Source organism: Amycolatopsis sp. A133 (genome assembly GCF_031082405.1).
Classification (GTDB): Bacteria; Actinomycetota; Actinomycetes; order Mycobacteriales; family Pseudonocardiaceae; genus Amycolatopsis.
Window position 1 is genome coordinate 344,850 of record NZ_JAVHJU010000076.1, and the last position, 18,260, is coordinate 363,109.

The following is an 18,260-nucleotide window of genomic DNA, read 5'->3' on the forward strand; positions in this document are numbered from 1 at the left end:
CGCCGGAGCAAGGAGTTCTAGGTTCCTTCCGGGCCGGTACGTGCGTGTTTCTCGGCGGCGCGGAGGATGTCGTTGCCGATCTGCTCGAGGAATTGCCCGGCGGCGGCGAGCCGGGTTCCGACGGCGGTGTCGGCGCCGAAGATGTCGGCGCCACGCAGCGCGGTGGTGGCGAGTCGCTGGTTGGCGCGGACACCGGCCACCGCGGAGCGGACGCCCGCGTCCTCGTCGAGGAAGTACCGGTGGCGCCGGCTGTGGCCGTCGCGGCCGCGGCGGATCAGCCCCTGCCGGCGCAGCAGGGCGACCGCGTGCGAGATGGTCGCGGCGCTGACCCGCAGGTGCCGCGCCAGCTCGACGGCCGTGTGGCTGCCGGTCCCGGAGGTGAACAGGCAGGCCAGCACGCCGGCGGCGGTGCGCGGCAGGCCGGTCTCGACGAGGACCGCGGTGAGTTCGCCGGCGTACGCGGCGGCCGTACCGGGATCGGGGCCTGCGTGCGCACCGGTTTCCGGGTGGGCGGGCGGGCGCGGCCGTCGCCTGGCGCGGTGGGTGGTCGCGAGCTGCGCCAGTTCCGCGCGATAGCGGCCCGGCCCGCCGTTGCGCGCGACCTCGCGGCTCACCGTCGAGGTGGGACGGCCGAGGCCGCGGGCGATGTCGGCGTAATCCCGGCCCTGCGCCAGCCCCTCGGCGATCCGCTGCCGGTCCGCGCTGGTCAGCCTGCGTCCTGGCATCCGGCCGGCTCCTCCGTTCGGGGTGCGGGCGGCCAGTATGCCCGGCCGCACGTCGATCTTTGCAACAGGCCGCCGTCCGCGTGCATTAGGCGGCAACGTCATTGCAATGATCATCAGCGAGCCGAGCTGCACAAACAGCGTTGTTCAGAAAGTGATCTCGTTGACCGGACTTCACCTCATTCCTAACGTTCCGGGCCCAGGCCCAGCAACGTGTGAGGTATCCGGTGAGAGCTCGAGGCATCACGTACGACACCGGCTTCAGCCCCGGCGGGCGGAGTTCGCGCCCCGTTTTCGACGCCGAAGCGGTGCGCCGGGAGATCCGCGTCATCGCCGAGGACCTGCACTGCGACGCGGTGCGGATCACCGGCGGTGACCCCGAGCGGCTGGCCGTCGCGGCCCGGCACGCCGCCGACGCCGGGCTGGAGGTCTGGTTCTCCCCGTTCCCCTGCGAACTGCCGGCGGCAGAACTGGTGCCGTACTTCGCCGGCTGCGCGGACCGCGCCCGGGAGGCGGGGGCGGCGGTGTTCGTCACCGGCTGCGAGCTGAGCCTGTTCTCCCCCGGTTTTGTCCCGGGGCCCGACAGTCTCGCGAGGATCGACACGGTGATGGGCGGCACGCACGAAGGGCTGGCCGAGGTGTCCGCGAAGCTGGACCCCGTGCTGGCCGGCATCGTGGCCGCGGTGCGCGCCCGGTTCCGCGGCAAGGTCACCTACGCCTCCGGAACGTGGGAACAGATCGACTGGACGCCTTTCGACATCGTGAGCGCCGACGCCTACGGCGAGCCCGGCGACGCCCTCCGCCAGGGCGTGCGGGACTATCTCCGGCACGGAAAGCCCCTGGCGGCAACGGAATTCGGCTGCTGCACCTACCGCGGCGCCGCCGAACGCGGCGGCGTGGGCTGGCAGGGTGTCATCGACTACGACGCCGATCCCCCGCACGTCAACGGGAATTACGTCCGCGACGAGGAGGAGCAGGCCCGCCACCTGCGCGAGACGATCGCGGTCTTCGACGAGGAAGGGGTGGACACCGCCTTCTGGTTCACCTTCGCCGGCTACGAATACCCGCATCACACCGACCCCCGCTTCGACCTCGACGTGGCGTCCTACGGGGTGTGCAAGCTGATGCCCGACGGCAGTCTCGCCCCGAAACGGTCCTTCCACGCCATGGCCGAGGCCTACCGATCGAGCCGCACGGTGCCGGTGCCGGTGATCGGAACTTGACCGCCGATCCTCGACGGTCAAGCGGGCAGCACGAGTGGCTCGACCCCACCTCCGGGCTCGCGTCGAGGTGAAACTTTCCGACGCCTGATCCGCCAGCCCTGACTCGTGCGCACGAACTGATCCTCGTAGGTGAAACTGGCCACCGAACCATCTTGGTTCACGGTCATGCCCTTTGACCATGCCCGAGCGCCGTCGCCGTCTTCACCGACGATGATGTTCGTGACGTGCATGGCGAGCGCACTACCCGGGGCCCGTCGATGCGCGACAGCGATATACGCGTCCAGACGCGACTGGGATGCATCATCGGCCGGTACCGGCCGCAGACCAAGATCGCTGACGTCAACCTCGAGATCGGGGGTGAACACCTCGCCGAACCGGTCGTAGCTGCCGGCGTCACAGAGGTGACCGTGGAGCGCGATCACCTCGTGAATCTCCAGACGGTCGCCGACGCTCAAGCTCATTCCAACCCCCGTTGACTCGGTGACGCCTTGGCCGAGGCTAGCAGCGCGGCACGACAGGTCGCATTCCTCGGCAGGACAGGACGCTTGCCGGTGGGAGAGTTGTGGTCATGGCAGCTGAGCTGACGCCGGGGCGTGGGGTCGTGTTCGAGACGGATCGCCTGTTGCTCAGGCCTTGGCGGGTGGCCGAGGCTGTTGTCCAGCGTGAGCTGTGGACCGAACGTGATTCACGAGTGCCGCCGCACCGCCGGATCGACGCGGACGGGCGCCCCACGGTCGCGGAGCTCGAGGATGCGATCCGCGCCGGCCGGCCATCGTCGACCGGGTTGCTGGCGGTAGAGCGGAAGGCCGCTGGTGACGTCATCGGTTACTGCGGGCTGATCGACAGCGGTCGGGGGTTCGAGGGGGAACCGGAGCTGGCGTTCGAGCTGCTGCGCCGGGTCTGGGGTCGGGGATACGTGACTGAGGCCTCGAAGGCTGTCTTGGACTGGGCCAGATCGTCCGGGTACGTACGCCTGTGGGCCACGGTCTGGGAGTGGAACACCGCTTCTCGTCGTGTGCTGGCCAAGCTCGGGTTCACCGAGACCGGGCGGAAGGAAGTGGACGCGGTCCACGGGACCACCCTGTTCCTCGCAAAACGGCTCTGACGCAGCCGGCGTTGCCCCTTCTCCGGTGCGCTCTCCTCGGCATGAGCGGCGTCGCGACAGTTCGGGTCTGCAGTAGCGGCACCCTCGTCGGCGTGGGTGGTCAGCGTGCCCGTTCCCAGAGCGGCAGGCGGAAGGTCGCGTAGGTGAACTTGCCGGTAATCTTCCCGGCGGGGTCGAAGTGGAAGACGTCCAAGCCGTGCCACTGCATGCGGCCGCCGTAGCGGAGGCGGGCGAACCACCGCAGCGGGGGTATCGCGTGGCGGCCGTGCGCACCCGTCAGGTCCAGCCGGCACGCCCACCGGATTGTTGCCCGGCCGCGGGACTCGTCGATCACCTGGTCGTAGACGTCGAAGGTCATCGCGCCGTAGCGGCCGGCGAACTGCGGCGCGAACGCCGCCCGGATCGCCGGGAGGCCGCGCAGTTCGGGGCCGCGGCCGGGTAGGTAGCGGGCGTCCTCGGCGAAGAAGGACATGACCCGGTCGAGGTCGGGGTCGTTGAAGGAGGCCACGAAGGCGTCGATGGTCCGGCTGAGGTCGGTGCCGCTGGCGGTCATGTGCTTGCCGTTTCGGAGTGGGGAGCGGGTCGGGGCGAGGATATAAGAACAGCGTCTCTTTAACAAGAGAACATCGTTCTACTAAGTGCCGGGTTAGAGTGGTGGCTGCCATGGAAGCGTCGTTTCAGCGGGCCCGGCGTCCGGAACAGAAGAACCAGCGGCGCGAGATGATCCTCGCCGCCGCCGCCGAGCTCGCCCGGGCTTCGGGGGTGGCCCGGGTCAGCCTGGGTGACATCGGCGCGGCGGTCGGGCTGGCCAAGTCCAACGTCCTGCGCTACTTCGGCACGCGCGAGGAGATCTACCTGGAGCTGGCGATGCGGGAAGGCGCGGACTGGGCCGCCGCCGCCGGCGCCGCGCTGCACGGGGCGAGCGGGTTTTCCGCGGCGGCGGCCGCTCTCGCCGGCGCCTACGCCGACCGGCCGTTGTACTGCGACCTCACCACGCACGCCGAGACGATGCTGGAGCACAACGTGTCGGTCGCGGCCTTGGAGGTCTACAAGCGGTGGGCCATCGACACCTACTTCACCCTGGGTCGGCAGCTCACCACCGCCTGCCCCGAGCTGACCGGCACCGACGGGGCGTCCTTGGTCATGGCGGCCGGCGCGTTCGTTGCGAAGCTGTTCCCGTTGACCCGTCCCTCGGCCGCGCTGCGGGAGCTGTACGACCGCGAGCCGGAGATCGCCCGGGTGTTCCCCCCGTTCCGGCCGACGCTGCAGCGCATGATCGCCGCGACCGCGGCCGGCCTGCCGGCCACCCGCTGACGCGGCCGGCTTTGCCTCAACGAGCCGCTCAAACGCCGCCGTCGATGATCGGCAGCTGCAGATAACCCAGGCGTGTGGGGCCCGTGTGCACCGTGTTGGCAGCGCCGTCGTGGTAGGTGGGGTCGTAGGCGTGGTGCATGCCGTGGGCGACCCCGTCGTAGGGCTGCACGTCCACGCGGATCCGGTGCCCCTTCTTCAGCAAGCCGGTGCTCGGGATCAATTCGATCTCGACCTCGACCGCCTCGCCCGGGACGAGGGGCGCGTAGTCGGCTTTCCGGTGGGTGTGTTTGACCGTGTAGCCGGTGCTGCGTGCTTCGTCGATGCGGCGGTGTGACGCCTTCAGCCAGCCCAGCATCAGCGGGATGGGCCGGTCGCCGAAGCCACTCGTGGCGAATCCGGTGAAGTCGACTTCTTCGCCGCCGTCGTCGATGACCCGTACCGACACGTAGATGTCCATGTCGTGGCTGGTGGACGAGACCACCATGCCGGCCTTGCCGTAGCCGGCGAGGACCGCATCAGCCGTCAACGGAGCGCTCAGGAACGAGATTCCGGTCGCACCGGGGTCGGACCCGGCCGCCGTGGGATCGACGCGCAACGCCGCTCCGGCGGCGGGAGGGACGAGGGCGATCTCCGCCGGGTACGACTCCTCCGCCGTGGCGGTCGGCCGGGTGGTCGTGAGCCGGAGGAACCGTCGTTTCCCGGCCGGCTCGGGTGTCTGCGTGGTGGACGCGTCGAAGTACCAGCGGCGGTAGTCGGTGCGGGCGACGGGCCACTCGTTCTCGTGGCGGACGACCGCGGCACCGTGGCCGGACCGGATCTCGAGGCGGACGGGCGGGGCGGCCATGATGCCGTTGTCGGTTCCCTTGAGCCAGTGGTCGAAGAACGCTTTGTGCGCGGCGACGGTCTCGGCGGCGTAGGCCTTCTGGAACCAGTCGTCCCAGATGTCGAGCTTCTTGTCCGGAGCGGGCGTGGCCAGATAGGCGTTGCTGCCGCCGACCTGGTGGAAGTGGGCGGAGTGGGTGGCGGCGGCGACCGCCCAGAGCGGGACGGTGACGCCGGTCAGGTCGGGGCTCATGAAGACGTTCGCCCGCGGCCCGAAAACGGCGTCCGGATCGGTGTCGCGGAACGGGCTGTCCTGCAGGGTCCGGATGAAGTCGGCGACGTCGGGTTCCCCGACGATCGCGGGGTCGATCCCGGCGGCTTTCCAGACGGACCAGAACTGCTCGTTGAAGATCCCGCCGTTGTAGGCGACCTCTTCGTAGAGGTCCACGTCCGTGCCGATGGCGATCATCGCTTTGAGGTGTTCCGGGTGGAGGCTGGCGGCCTGGTGCTGGCTCATCGCGAGGTAGGACATGCCCCAGGTGCCGACGTTGCCGTTGGACCACGGTTGCCCGCCCGCCCACTCGATGCAGTCGCGCAGGGCTTCGGCCCCGGCGATACCCCAGGGGGCGAGCTGCCCGGGGCTGTTGCCGGCGCCGGGCATGTCCGTCCGCACGACCGCGTACCCGTCGGGAACCCAGGACGCGGTGTTGACCGTCTCGTGGTTCTCGAACGGCTGCCCGCCGGGGTTGCCGGAGAAGTAGTCGTCCTCCATCAGTTCGTGCTCTTCGAGGTCGCCGTCGGTCGCGATGGAGTGGTGGTTGAACGCCTTGCCGTAGGGACCCGAGCTGATGACGACCGGGTAGCTGCCCGGCTCGGCGGGCCGGAAGACGTCCGCGAGGACGTGCTCGCCGTTGCGCAACGGGATCTCGACGTCGCGGAAGCGCAGGATGCCCATGGCGTTGCGGCGGACTTCGTTGCGGGCGTTCGCCGGCGTGCACAAAGTCCGCGGCTCGGTGCCCGCGAAGACGCCGGCGTCGTTCAGGTCGCGCAGGAGCGCAACGACCACCGGGTCGTCGGCGAACGCCTGAAGTTTGTCGCCGGCGCCGGTGCCCGCAAAATCGGCGTCGTGCCGGAAGTCGATCCGCCGGTGACCGATGATGTCGTGGACCTCCGGCGCGATCTGCGTCCCGTGGTCCCGGAGGGCCTGCCGGCCGAGGCTGAACACGAACCGGGCCACGTTCGTCAGCCCCGGGTCGCGCAGTTTGGCGACGTCGCCGTCGACCCGGGCGACGATCTGCGCCAGGTTGACCCGCGGGCGGGCGGAAACGTTGCCGATGGGCGTCGCCCCCACGAGGAAGGCGACGCGCTCCCCCGCCTCGTACCGGAATTCACCCTGCTCGCCGGTAAGGCCCCGGTGCGTCGGGGTTTCGTACCTGAGGCCGCTGATCGGGCCGGCCAGCAGTCCTGTGTGGGTCATCGTCGCCTCCTCAGGATATCAACGTCCGTTGATATCCTGAGGTTCACCGTACGCTCTCCGCAGGACCGGGCACCCCGCCGGGCCGATGCCGCCACCGCGGCGTCCGCATCCGGACGCCACGCCTCGTCCGAATTCCGGCTCAGCCCAGCACCGTGCCCGAGTTCGCGGTGTTCCGGTTGCGCTTGCGGGAGAACGCACCCAGGTCGATCTCCAGGCCGGTGCGCGGAGCCCGGAACCGGACGGGCACGGCGTCGTGGTCGGCGCCGCTCTCCACCCGGTTGATCAGCTCCGTCATCAGCTGCCCCACGACCGGCGCGTTCTTGAACTGGTTGCCGCTCGTTCCGATCGCGAGGTAGAAACCCTCGAGCCCGGTGCGGTCGTAGATCGGTGTCCAATCGTCGGCGACGTCGTAAACGCCCACCACGCCGCGCGCCCGGTTGGGCACCGCCAGGTCGGGCAACCGCCGCGCGGCCCGTGTCACCTGAGCCTCGAAGACCGCGGCCGTCGGGTGAATGCCGACGGCGTCCGGGTCGTCGGTCCACTGCAGCGGATCGCACTCCGGTTCCGTGCCGCCGACGAGCAGGTCCCCGCCCGCTTCACCGCGGAAATAGGTGCCCAGATCCATGTCCGCCACCACCGGCCCGCCATAGCCCTCCCGGACCGGCACGTGCGCCACTTCCTGCCTCATCGGGCGCACCCCGACCGTGAAGCCGGCACCCACGCCGGCCAAGCGATTCACCGCGCCCGACCACGGACCGGCCGCGTTGACCACGACGGCACAGGGGATCCGGGTGCCGTCCGACAGCCGCACCGACGTCACGCGCCCGCCGGCCTGCTCCACCGCTGTCACCGTGCTGCGGAAGCGGAACTCCGCCCCGCACGCCGAGGCCGCGGCCGCGAGGTTCACGGCGGCGAGGCTCGGGTCCGAGACGTAACCGGCGTCCGGGGTGTACACGCCGCCGAGCGAGTGTTGTGCGTCCTCCCAGAATTCCTCGTCGTCGAGCCGCTTCGGCGGCCAATAGCGGCCGGTGTTGATACCGGGAACGCGCTCGGCCAAGGTCGTGCTGTCCCATTCCTCGTAGGGAACGCCGATCTCGTCGAACAGCGGAAGCCAGGACGTGCGCGGAGCCGCCTCGACGTCCAGCATGACCAGCCCGCTCCGGCGGAACACCGCGAGGTCGCCGACATCGTGCCCGAGGTGGCCGGCCCAGTCGAGCCAGCCGAAGTGCGCCTCCCACGCCGTCGCCACCCCGGCGGTGGTGGAGAAGTTGAACCGGACGATCGCACTCGACGCCGAGGTCGACCCCTGGCCGGCCCCGGCGGCCCGATCGAGCACGGCAACCCGGTGCCCCGCCCGGGCCAGCTCGAGGGCGATCGACGAACCGATCACCCCGGCCCCGATCACGACCACATCGGCACTCCGGCGCTCACCGGGCACGGCAGGTCCTGAGGTAGCTGAGGAACGAGGCCTGCAGGCCGGTCACGTGCGTTTCGCGCAGGACCGCGCTGGTGACGGCTCCGCCGCGGGCCGTCAGGCGGTGCAGGACGGTGGCCGCGTTCTTCGTGAGGTTCTGGTAGACGGGCAGGTCTCCGAGGAGCTCCCGGTCGTTGAGGGTCAGGTGGAGCTGAGCGGCGGGCAGGCTGTCGCCCATTTCTTCGAGCATCGCGAAGACCTGGCTGTCTTCACCGACGACACCGGGGCTGCCCGCGCCGATGCTCTCGAAGAGCGTGCTGCCGGTGAGCCAGGTGTAGAGGCTGAAGAGCCCGCCGTAGGAGTAGCCGAAAAGGCCGTGACCGCTCGCGGCGGTGCCGTAGTCGCGCGCGATCCGGGGGTGCAGTTCCGCGGTGAGGAAGGCCAGGAACGCATCGGCCCGGGTGTCCTTCAATTCGGCGAGGTAGGCGTCGGCTTCCTCGCGGGTCATCGAACCCGTCCGGATTCCCGTCTCCACGGCGTCGACGAACTCCTGGGCGATGGGCTCGCCGGGTGGTACGAGGTCCCTGTTGCGCAGCCGGGCCCAGTGCTGGGCGTCCTCGCCCGCGTAGCCGACGCTGACTTGGAGGTAGGGCCGGATCTGCTGCATGGGGTCTTTCTGGGTGACGATGAGCGGGGCCGTCATGCCCACGGCCCAGTTGCCGTCGAGCACGTACACGGCCGGCGCCGGCGTCGTGGCGGGGTCGTAGCCCGGTGGCGTGGTGACCCAGACGCCGTAGTCGTGCCCGCCGCTGGACCGCAGCTCGAAGTAGTCGGTGTCGGCGAGGCAGCCCTGCCACATGGTGCTCATCGGAGGTCCTTCACAATTCGGCCGGCCTGGAGAACGAGGACGGCGTTGGCGGGATCAGCGAACAGCTCCGGGTCTTCGACCGGGTTGCCGTTCCACAACACGAGGTCGGCCTGCGCGCCGGGAGCGATGACACCGACCTGGCCGGGCAGGCCGAGGATCTCGGCGTTGGTCTTGGTGGCCGCCACGAGGGCTTCCATCGGGGTTTCGAGCTTTGCGCGCAACTTGAGCTCTTCGCCACGGCGGTCCTGAGCCGGGCCGATGAGATCGGAGCCCAGCCCGATCCGCACTCCGGCCTCCTTGGCGACCGCGAGCGCCTCGGTCATCCGCTCACGAACACCCAGCACCCGATCGCGGGTCGATGCGTCGAGGCCCGCTCCGGCGGTGTCGTGCAGCAGTTGCTCGACGACGGCGAACGTGGGCACGAGGGCGACCCCGCGCGTGGCCATCAGGGTGGCCGTGGGTTCGTCGAGGTCGGTGCCGTGCTCGACGCAGCGCGCCCCGGCCTCGATCGCGTTCCGGATGCCGTCGTTGTTGTGGGCGTGCACCGTCACGTAGGTGCCCCGCGCCGCGGCTTCCTGGACGGCGACGGCGATCTCCTCGACGGTGAACTGGGTGTCGGTCAGCCGGTCGTGGGCGCCGACCACGCCGCCGGTCACGCAGAGCTTCAGGAAGGAGGCTCCGCGGCGGAAGGCCTCGCGCACGTTGCGCCGCAGCTCGTCGGCGTTGCCCGACATCATGGACAGGGCGCACAGGCCGGGCAGGTGGTGGCTGCTCCACAGCTCGGTGGGTTCCCAGTCGGCTCCGTAGTAGCCGTGCCCGCCGAGCTGGCACTGAACCGGCCCGCACGACAGGACGCGTGGCCCCCTGACCTTGCCCTTCGCGATCGTGGTGACGAGGCCGCCGTCGACCCCGCCGGTGTCCCGGACGGTGGTGAAGCCGGCGTCGAGCGCCGCGCCGGCCGTGGCGAAGATGTCCGCCGCGAGCTCGGCGGCGCTGATCCGGAACGAGAACTGCGGCTGGATCGGGCTCGACAGGCCCAAGTGGACGTGGGCGTCGATCAGGCCCGGCGTCATCGTCAGGCCTGCGGCGTCGAGGCGCTCGCCGCGTGCGCCGGCGGCACCGACCTGGGTGATCTGCCCGTCTTCGATGCCGACGTCGACGTGGACCGGGTCGCACCCCGATCCGTCGACGACCGTCGCGCCGACCACTTGACACCGTCCCACGAGTTCGTTCCCTCCACCGGCGCCGGCTGCGACCATGTGTGAGCCACACGGCGCTTCTTTTCCAATGGATAAACTGTGGGAGTGACCCTGTCAAGTACGGAACGCACCGGCGACGCACGCGAGCGGCTCCTGGCCCGGCTTCTCGACGCCTTCGAGCAGGGCCTTCCCGCCCCGGAGGTGTCGCTTCGCGAGATCGCCGCCAAGACCGAGACCAGCCACGCCCTCTTGCGCTACCACTTCGGGTCACTCCCGGGCGTCTTGGCGGCCATGCTGAAGGCCCAGCGATCCCGGGACAACGAGGCACTGCTCGAGACCGCCCGGCAGGGCACCTTCGACGACCTCGTCGTGGCGATCTGGCGGGCGTACACCCGCCCGGAGCAGCTGTCGCGCGTCCGCGGCTTCTTCCACGTCGTCGGACTGGCCGCGTACAGCCCGGAGGACTTCCGCGAGTTCGTCGCCTCGCTCGACGACCTGACCAGGATGCTGGCCTCGCTCGCGGAACGCGAAGGGCTCGACACCGGGGAAGCGCTGACTTTGGCCACCGTCACCATTGCCGCGATTCGTGGCCTGCTTTTGCAGGAAGTCCTGACTCCGGCCGCCCGCTCCGACGACGCGCTCGCCTTGATCCTGCGCATGAGCAAGGACCGATCCACATCGGACAGAGGTCGGTCCGGGGCGGCTCCTTCGGCGAGCTGAACCCTTCAGGCGGCCGCATTCCGGCGCACCGTGCGTTCCAAAATCCCCAGCGTCGCCTTGATGGCCGGCTCGGAGACCACCGGGAAGTCGACGCGCTTGCGCCACTCCTCGTCCACTTCCGACCAGTCGTAGTACGAAGTGACGCGCGTGCCGTCGCCGGCCCGCTCCAGCCGGTAGCCGAAGGTGTGGCGGGCGTGCGGCGGGACTCGGCCCTCCACCGTCCACGCGATCTCCTCGCCCGGGATGAGCTTGGTGATGACGACCTCGACGTCGTACCTCCCCAGCGGCACGTCGCCGAGGGCTTCCCGGTCCATGTGGACCACGAACCGGTCGCCGGGCCGGGTGACCGGGGCTCCTTCGGCGTCCATGAGCGTTCCCGACGCGTCGATGTCCACGTGGCCCTTCGGATCGGTCAACACCGCGAAGACGGCGTCGGCCGGTGCCGGGATGAGCCGGGAGGCTTCGATGCGTTCCGGACCCGGCGTTTCCGCCGTGGCCACCAGGACCGCGCGGGCGAGGGTGTGCGAGGTCATCGTGAAGCCGAGGACAGCCGGGGTGGCGTCGGCCGGGATGCCGATGGACTCGACGTCGAGAGCGTGCACCACGACGAAGTAGCGGTGCGGGCCGTGGCCGGCCGGCGGGGCGGCGCCGAGGAAACGGGCGACGCGGGCGTCGTTGGGTAGCTGGAACGCACCCTCCGGCAGGCCCGGCCCGGTGTCGTCGCCCGCGCCCTCGGGCAGCTCGGTGCAGGTGGCGGGGATGTCGGCGACCGCCCAGTGCCAGAACCCGGACCCGGTGGGGGCGTCCGGGTCGTAGACGGTCACCGCGTAGCTCTTGGTGCCTTCGGGCGCGCCGCTCCAGGACAGCTGCGGAGAGAGGTCCTTCCCGCCGGGAAGAGCGGCGGAGAGGTGTTCGGCGGGCCACGCCGCACCGTCGGTGACGGTGCGGCCGGCCACGGTGAAGGTGGCCACCTCGGGAAGCCGGGCGAACGGGTCGTTGACGGTCATCGTGTCGTTCCTTTCTGCTGCGCCGGGTCGCGCTTGATCGACCATAGCACCGATAATCGATTATCTTCTCCTTCATCTATACTTCAGGGCATGACGCGAACGAGTTCGCCGGACAAGCCGATGCTCTCCGAGCAGGTCTACGCGCACTTGCGGAGCGCGATCATGCACGGTGCCCATGCCCCCGGCGCCGCGCTGAAACCCCAGGACCTCGCCAAGGAGCAGGGGGTGAGCCTGGTGGTCGTGCGGGAGGCGCTCGTGCGCCTGGTCGGCGAGGGCCTCGCCGACCGCCTGCCCAACCGTGGCTTCGCCGTCCCGGCCTTCTCCGATCGCCGCTGGCAGGAGATCGCGGAGGCCCGGCGGGCCGTCGAGCCGGTGGTCCTGCGCATGTCCGTCGAGCGCGGCGACGTGGACTGGGAGGCCCGCGTGCGCGCCGCCCACCACCGTCTCGCCCGCACGCCGCCGTTCCTCCCCGCCGAAGGCGAGCACTACAGCGACGCCTGGGCCGAAGCGCACCGGATCTTCCACCGCACCCTGCTGGAGGGCTGCGGCAACACGATGCTCCTGGAGACCTTCGACCGGATGTGGACCGCGAGCGAACTCGCCCGCCGCTGGTCGGCCCACCGCACCCCCGGCCGGGACCACCTTGCTGAACACCGCCGGCTGGAGGAAGCCGCACTCGCGCGGGACGCCGACGCCGCCGCTGCCGCGCTGGCCCAGCACCTCACCCTGACCGCGGCCGGGCTGGCCGAAACCCCCGGCGCGAAGCCTGAGCACCGGCCGGGCCGTCAACGACCGGCAGGCGTGTAGCGCCAGAACGATTTCACCAGGACGGCGCCGGCCAGGACGAGCACCACGCACGCGAGCGCGGTTCCGGACCAGGCCACGACGAGCGGCAACGCCGAAGCCATGATCCCGGCGCGGAGGTCGCCGAGGCGGGGACCGCCGGCGACGACGACCGTGTACACCCCCTGCAACCGGCCGCGCATCCGGTCGGGGACGGCGGTCTGCAGGATCGTCTGCCGGTACACCGCGCTGACGAGGTCGGCCGCGCCGGCGACGACGAGCAGCGCCGCCGCGAGCCACAGGCTCGGAGCGAGCCCCGCCAGCGCGACGGCGCCCGCCCAGACCGCCACCGCCGCGGCGAGGGCGACGCCTTGGCGCCGCACCCGGCCGATCCAGCCGCCGGACAGCCCGGCGAGGACCGAGCCGATCGCGATCGAGGAGTACAGCAGGCCGGCTCCCCCGTGCCACCGCGTCTCGGCGGCTTCGGGGAACAGGGCGGTCGGCATGGCCAGCACCATCGCGGCGACGTCGAGCAGGAACGACATCAGCAGGACCCGGCGGCCGGCGAGGAAGCGCAGGCCGTCGAGGACCGACCGCAGCCCGGGACGGCCGATCGGGTCCGCCGAGGGCAGGGCGGGGAGCCGGAAGGTGGCGTAGAGCGCGGCGGTGAACAACACCGCGTCCGCGCCGTAGGCGTAGCAGAACCCGTTCGGGAGTCCGATGAGGACACCGGCGACGAGTGGACCCACCACCTGCCCGACCGTCGAGGCGGTGTAGCTCAGCGAGTTCGCCGCGGGCACCAGTTCCGGCGGGACGAGGGCGGGGACGATGGCGCCGCGGACCGCGGACGACACGGCGAAGCCGCCGGACTGCACGGCGACGAGCGCGAGGATCAGCGGCACCGACCGGAGCCCGGCCACCGCCTGGGCGAGCAACGCGAGCGTGACCGTCCAGGTGAGCGCCGAGGAGAGCAGGTACAGGCGCCGCCGGTCCACGGCGTCGGCGATGGCGCCGCCGTAGAGCCCGAACACCAGGATCGGGAGGAGCCCGGCCAGCCCGGCGAGACCGACGTCGAACGACGAGTGCGAGAGGTCGTAGAGCTGCACCGGCACGGCGACTTCGGTAACCATCGTCCCGACCACGGCGGCGCCTTGACCGAGGAAAGTCCGGCGGAACACGGGATCCGCCAGCGGACGGGTGTCCACGGCGATCCGGCGGAGCCGGTTCTTCGGCGCGCTGGTCGTCATGCGCTCACGTTCGCAGCCGCCGCGGGGCGGCACTTCCGATAATCTGTCGAGTTGTGTCGGAAAACCGCCACCGGCACGCGGCCGGGCAGGTCATCGAACGGCACCGGCACGACGAACACCAGCTCGTGTACGTCATCCGGGGCGTGCTGGCGGTCCGGACCGACCGCGGCGCGTGGGTCGCCTGCGCCGACCGCGCCGTCTGGATGCCCGCCGGTACCTGGCACGAACACCGCGTCTACGGCGCCACCGAGGTCCTCACCCTGATGTTCCCCGTCCACGACGAGCCGCTGGACGGCACCGCACCGACCGTCGTCGCGGTCAGCGCGCTGCTGCGCGAACTGCTCATCGCCGCCACCGAACCCGGCCTCGGCACCGACGAGGCCGGCCGGCTCCACGCGGTGCTGCGCGACCGGCTCCGCCGCGCCCACGACCAGCCGCTGACCCTGCCCGAGGCCCGCGACCCCCGCCTGGCCCACGCTTGCCGCCTCGTCACCGACGACCTCAGCCGCCCCCGCACGACGGCGTGGCTGGCCCGCCGCACGGGCACGAGCGAGCGCACGCTGTCCCGGCTGTTCCGCCTCGAGTTCGGCACCACCTACCCGCAGTGGCGCACCACGACCCGCGTGTTCCACGCGATGATCCAGCTCGCCGAGGGCGCCGGCGTCACCCAGACCGCACACCGCTGCGGCTGGTCCACGCCGAGCGCGTTCGTGGAGACGTTCACCCGCACCATGGGCCAGACCCCGGGCAGCTACCGAGCCGCGCGACCTCGGCGTCAGCCGCGGAAGTCCGGCCGGCTGCCGTAGGTGGGCCTGGGTCATTCTCCTCGCAGCTGCGCACGAACTTCGGCGGCACGGGGAAGGTCGAACACTTCGTAGACCGCCAGAGCTTCCTCCCAGCAAGCCGTCGCGCGTCGGTGATCACCCAGCACGACGAGTGAACCCGCCATGACGTCGAGGAGCCTGCCGGCACTCCTGGGATGGTCCCGGTGCTTCCGGAGTCGAGCGAGCGCGTCATCGCAGATTCGCACGGCTTCGGCGTGCCGGCCGTGGCTCTGGTACGCCAGTGCGAAGTGAAAGGGAGAGGCGAACTCGAGGCCTTCGACGTCACCGGCTCGCCGGCGCAGCACCCGCTCCCGTTCGGCGTGGTCGATGGCCTGTTCGTGGTTGCCCAGGTGGGTATGGGCTTCACTGAGGTTGCCTTCGATGACACCCTCCATGCGCCCATTCTGATATCCGTCACTCAACGGGAGCGCTCGCTGCAGGTGGCGGACGGCGTCGGCGTATCGACGCTGGGCGAGGCTGATCAAGGCCAAGGTGTTGAGCGCCCAGCACATGATCGACGGCCGGCCGAGGCGTTCCGCCAGTGCCAGGCCCTGTTCAGCCACTTCGATGGCCCGGACGGCGTTGCGCTCGGGCATGTCCCAGAGGAATTCGGCCAGCTGACAGAGCAGGTGAGCTTCGATGACCTGGTCGCCACTGCGTTGTGCCGCCGCCACGGTCGACTCGAGGACGTCGACGACGTCGGTCCACCGTCCTCGGCGGGTGAAGGTCCCTGCCGCCCCGTACAGCAACATCACAGTCAGCTTGAAGAGCGCCGTGTTCGTGGAACTCCAGCGCAGGATTGCGGAAACGTTGGTGGCTTCGTCGTCCCACCAAGCGGTGGCGTCGTCGATCGAGGACAGCTCCAGTAGCGGCAGGTCCTCCGCGATCGGCTCCCGGAAGGGGTCGGCCGAGGACGGTGGATGGGTGATCAGTTTCGCCGCTGCCACCTGCTGGGCGTACCACTCGACCAACCGGCGCTGTGCCTGCTCGCGCTCGACCCGTGTGTTCTCGAGGCCGGCTCGTTCGGCGGCATAGCTGTGCAGCAGATCGTGGATGCGATACCGGTGCCGTCCGGCCGGTTCGATGAGGTGAGCGGTGGCCAGCTTGCTCAGCAGCCGCCGGATAGCCGGCAGATCGAGTCCGGCGAGAGCCGCGGCGGCGTGGGTGCCGATGTCCGGCCCCGGGATCAGGCCCAGCAGCCGAAACACCCGTGACGTGGCGGGGTCGAGCGTGCGGTAGGAGCCTTCGAACACCGCGCGGACCGTCGCTTCTTCGTCATCGGACATGCTCAGCGTGTCCAAGCGAGCTCGTTCGTCGGTGAGTTCCGCGACGAGGTCGGCGATGGTGAGGTCGCCCTCGGCAACGCGAGCGGCCGCGATGCGCAAGGCCAGGGGCAATCTCGCGCAAAGCTTGATCAGTTCGTCCACTCGGCCCGGGCTCGCTGCGGAGACATCGGCGCCGATGAAGGTCCGCAGCATGCTTCTGGCCTCGTCCGGATCCATGAGGTCCAGGGCCATCCGGCGAGCCGAGGTGGTGACGACCAGCCCGGTCAGGGAGGCCCGGCTGGTCACCAGGACCAAGCAGCCGGAATTACCCGGGAGCAGCGGCCGGACCTGGCCGGCGGTGTTCGCGTTGTCCAGGACGATCAGCATCCGCTTGCCCGCGAGCAGCGACCGGTACAGGCCGGCTCGGCTCTCGGTCCGGGGAGGAATCATCTCGCCCGGCACGCCGAGGGCCTGCAAGAATCCCTCCAATGCCTCCCCTGCGGACAGTGGGTCGCCGGGCCCGTAACCGCGGAGGTTGACGAAGAGGCTCCCGTCGGGGAACAGCGGCTCGACCTGGTGCGCCCAGTGCAGCGCCAGCGTTGTCTTGCCGACGCCGCCGGTTCCGTCGACCGCTGTGATCACGACGGCCTCCGGGTGGTTGTCCCGGTCCTCTGCCGGCAGTTGCGCGTCCAGGAATCGCAATTGCTCCTGCCGGCCTGTGAAACCGGGCATGGTCTGCGGGAGCTGCCGGGGTACGGCGAGAGCCGGCCACCATCGGTTCGTTCCCGTGACGGAGACGTGCTGAATCGTCCCGGCTTGCACCACCGAGCCGACATCGTGGACGTCGGCGAAGTTTCCGGTCCGGGCACTTGTCGGATCCATGGCCGTGGTCATGCCTTTCTGAGCGATGCGTCGATACGGCCCGCAACACCGGGGAGGGCACGGCCCTCCCCAGGGTAAGCTCACGGCTCCCAGTCGGAATCGTGCAAAGGACTTCCCCATGGGGATTGTCAAGTCACGCAGCCGCCGGGATCGGGGGTGAAGCGTGATAGTCAGCGTGGTCGCGGAGCATGGCCCACAACACGTTGAGGCGGCGGCGGGCAAGGCAGAGCAGTGCCTGCTCGTGCCGCTTTCCCTCGGCCCGTTTGCGCTGGTAGTAAGCCTTGGAGGTCGGGCAGGCCGGCAGACTGGCCATGGCGGCAAGGTAACAGGCACGCAGCAGACCGCGGTGATAGCGGCGTGGTCGTCGCAGATTGCCGTGGATGCGGCCGGAGTCGCGGGGCACGGGCGCGAGACCGGCGTAGCCGGCGAGACGGTCGACCGAGCCAAACGCGGTCATCTCACCACCGGTCGCGGCGAGGAACTCCGCGGCGAGAGTCGGCCCGAAGCCGGGCAGAGTAAGCATCACCTCGGCGTGACGGTGCCGGCGAAACCGTTCCTCGATCATCGCGTCGATCTCCGCGATTTCGGTGTTGAGGGCAATCACCCCCTTGGCCAGCCGCTCGACCATCGCCGCGGCGAGCTGCTGCCCCGGCAGCGTGGTGTGCTGCGCCGCAGCGGCTTCGATCGCTGCGTGGGCAACCGTGTCGGCGTTGCGGGCCTTGCGGTGCCGCAGCCACTGGGCCAGGCGCTGCTCGCCCAGCCTGCGGATCGCGTCGGGGGTCTGGTAGCCGGTGAGCAGCAGCAGGTGTCCTTTGCGGGACAGGTCGAGGCTGCGTTCCAGCGCGGGGAAGTACTCCAGCAACTGGTGGCGGATCCGGTTGATCGCCCGGGTACGGTCGCAGATCAGGTCGGTGCGCCGGTTGGTCAGGGTCCGCAGGTCGACGGCGATCTCGTCTCCGGCCCGCAGCGGCCCGAGATCACGGCGGACCCGGGCCTGATCAGCGATGACGAACGCGTCCTTGGCGTCGGTTTTGCCTTCACCACGGTAGGTTCCGGCGGCGCGGTGGACTTTCAGCCCGGTGATGTAGACCAGCTGCTGGTCGTGGTTGACCAACAACCCGATCAGCAGCGCCGCACCACCACAGTTCATATCAATCGCCCACAGTGCGTCGGCGTCGATCGCGAGAACGTCGGCCATCAGGGCCAGCAGCTCTGTTTCGTCGTTGCGGACTCGCCGCGACAGCAGCCGCTCGCCGTTGTCGTTGATCACCACGCAGTGATGGTGTTCCTTGCCGATGTCCACGCCGGCCCAGATCCGGGGCACGACCACCTCCATCGCTCGAGCTCACCACGTCACCCACAGACGACCACGCCGACACTGTCCTACA

General features: G+C 70.2%; 17 protein-coding genes. 6 read left to right on the forward strand and 11 right to left on the reverse strand.

Annotated features, from left to right (window positions below; all coding sequences use genetic code 11):
• Positions 1-17: 17 nt before the first annotated feature.
• Positions 18-725 carry a helix-turn-helix domain-containing protein gene (locus Q5425_RS45215; protein WP_396135379.1) on the reverse strand — a complete coding sequence of 236 codons (708 nt, stop codon included), beginning with the start codon at positions 723-725 and terminating at the stop codon, positions 18-20.
• Positions 726-949: 224 nt separating this feature from the next.
• Between Q5425_RS45215 and Q5425_RS45225 the strand changes: the two genes are divergently transcribed.
• On the forward strand, positions 950-1,945 hold the full coding sequence (locus Q5425_RS45225) for a hypothetical protein (RefSeq protein ID WP_308678640.1): 996 nt from the start codon (positions 950-952) through the stop codon (positions 1,943-1,945).
• A 17-nt stretch (positions 1,946-1,962) separates the two neighbouring features.
• Here the strand turns inward: Q5425_RS45225 and Q5425_RS45230 are convergent, their stop codons facing one another.
• Positions 1,963-2,406, reverse strand: coding sequence for a nuclear transport factor 2 family protein (locus tag Q5425_RS45230; protein ID WP_308678641.1), 444 nt, complete (start codon positions 2,404-2,406; stop codon positions 1,963-1,965).
• Positions 2,407-2,513: 107 nt separating this feature from the next.
• Between Q5425_RS45230 and Q5425_RS45235 the strand changes: the two genes are divergently transcribed.
• Positions 2,514-3,050, forward strand: coding sequence for a GNAT family N-acetyltransferase (locus Q5425_RS45235; protein WP_308678642.1), 537 nt, complete (start codon positions 2,514-2,516; stop codon positions 3,048-3,050).
• 100 nt (positions 3,051-3,150) lie between these two features.
• Here the strand turns inward: Q5425_RS45235 and Q5425_RS45240 are convergent, their stop codons facing one another.
• Positions 3,151-3,603 (reverse strand): nuclear transport factor 2 family protein, encoded by a 453-nt coding sequence (locus Q5425_RS45240; RefSeq protein ID WP_308678643.1) that lies wholly within the window; start codon positions 3,601-3,603, stop codon positions 3,151-3,153.
• 110 nt (positions 3,604-3,713) lie between these two features.
• On the opposite strand from Q5425_RS45240, the gene Q5425_RS45245 reads away from it, so the two are divergent.
• Positions 3,714-4,364: a TetR family transcriptional regulator gene (locus Q5425_RS45245; protein ID WP_308678644.1), complete on the forward strand. Its 651-nt coding sequence runs from the start codon at positions 3,714-3,716 to the stop codon at positions 4,362-4,364.
• Between the two features lie 28 nt (positions 4,365-4,392).
• Here Q5425_RS45245 and Q5425_RS45250 read toward each other — a convergent pair whose 3' ends face one another.
• The 4 genes from Q5425_RS45250 to Q5425_RS45265 all read right to left on the reverse strand — a co-directional run bounded on the left by Q5425_RS45250 (position 4,393) and on the right by Q5425_RS45265 (position 10,168).
• The gene (locus tag Q5425_RS45250) at positions 4,393-6,663 is read right to left on the reverse strand and encodes a CocE/NonD family hydrolase (RefSeq protein ID WP_308678645.1); all 2,271 of its coding nucleotides are present in this window, start codon (positions 6,661-6,663) and stop codon (positions 4,393-4,395) included.
• 139 nt (positions 6,664-6,802) lie between these two features.
• A complete protein-coding gene (locus Q5425_RS45255; RefSeq protein ID WP_308678646.1) occupies positions 6,803-8,101 on the reverse strand; it encodes an FAD-dependent oxidoreductase in 1,299 nt (432 codons plus the stop codon).
• Complete coding sequence (locus Q5425_RS45260; protein ID WP_308678647.1) at positions 8,091-8,945, reverse strand: alpha/beta hydrolase-fold protein; 855 nt, start codon at positions 8,943-8,945, stop codon at positions 8,091-8,093. The genes Q5425_RS45255 and Q5425_RS45260 overlap by 11 nt, the downstream gene beginning before the upstream one ends.
• Positions 8,942-10,168, reverse strand: coding sequence for an amidohydrolase family protein (locus tag Q5425_RS45265; protein ID WP_308678648.1), 1,227 nt, complete (start codon positions 10,166-10,168; stop codon positions 8,942-8,944). The genes Q5425_RS45260 and Q5425_RS45265 overlap by 4 nt, the downstream gene beginning before the upstream one ends.
• Positions 10,169-10,249: 81 nt before the next feature.
• On the opposite strand from Q5425_RS45265, the gene Q5425_RS45270 reads away from it, so the two are divergent.
• Positions 10,250-10,864, forward strand: coding sequence for a TetR/AcrR family transcriptional regulator (locus Q5425_RS45270; RefSeq protein ID WP_308678650.1), 615 nt, complete (start codon positions 10,250-10,252; stop codon positions 10,862-10,864).
• Positions 10,865-10,869: 5 nt separating this feature from the next.
• Here Q5425_RS45270 and Q5425_RS45275 read toward each other — a convergent pair whose 3' ends face one another.
• Positions 10,870-11,871: a YbhB/YbcL family Raf kinase inhibitor-like protein gene (locus Q5425_RS45275; RefSeq protein ID WP_308678651.1), complete on the reverse strand. Its 1,002-nt coding sequence runs from the start codon at positions 11,869-11,871 to the stop codon at positions 10,870-10,872.
• A gap of 120 nt (positions 11,872-11,991) precedes the next feature.
• Between Q5425_RS45275 and Q5425_RS45280 the strand changes: the two genes are divergently transcribed.
• Positions 11,992-12,678, forward strand: a complete 687-nt coding sequence (locus Q5425_RS45280) for a GntR family transcriptional regulator (protein ID WP_308678740.1) — start codon at positions 11,992-11,994, stop codon at positions 12,676-12,678.
• On the opposite strand, the gene Q5425_RS45285 is transcribed toward Q5425_RS45280, so the two are convergent.
• Positions 12,657-13,901 carry an MFS transporter gene (locus Q5425_RS45285; RefSeq protein ID WP_308678652.1) on the reverse strand — a complete coding sequence of 415 codons (1,245 nt, stop codon included), beginning with the start codon at positions 13,899-13,901 and terminating at the stop codon, positions 12,657-12,659. The two genes, Q5425_RS45280 and Q5425_RS45285, sit on opposite strands and share 22 nt — an antisense overlap.
• A 53-nt stretch (positions 13,902-13,954) precedes the next feature.
• Here Q5425_RS45285 and Q5425_RS45290 point away from each other — a divergent pair, with 53 nt between their 5' ends.
• Entirely contained in the window at positions 13,955-14,707 is a 753-nt protein-coding gene (locus Q5425_RS45290; protein WP_308678653.1) for a helix-turn-helix transcriptional regulator, read from the forward strand.
• Between the two features lie 11 nt (positions 14,708-14,718).
• Here Q5425_RS45290 and Q5425_RS45295 read toward each other — a convergent pair whose 3' ends face one another.
• Complete coding sequence (locus tag Q5425_RS45295) at positions 14,719-16,884, reverse strand: NB-ARC domain-containing protein (protein ID WP_308678654.1); 2,166 nt, start codon at positions 16,882-16,884, stop codon at positions 14,719-14,721.
• Positions 16,885-17,005: 121 nt separating this feature from the next.
• A complete protein-coding gene (locus tag Q5425_RS45300) occupies positions 17,006-18,208 on the reverse strand; it encodes an IS110 family transposase (protein ID WP_308678656.1) in 1,203 nt (400 codons plus the stop codon).
• Positions 18,209-18,260 lie beyond the last annotated feature (52 nt).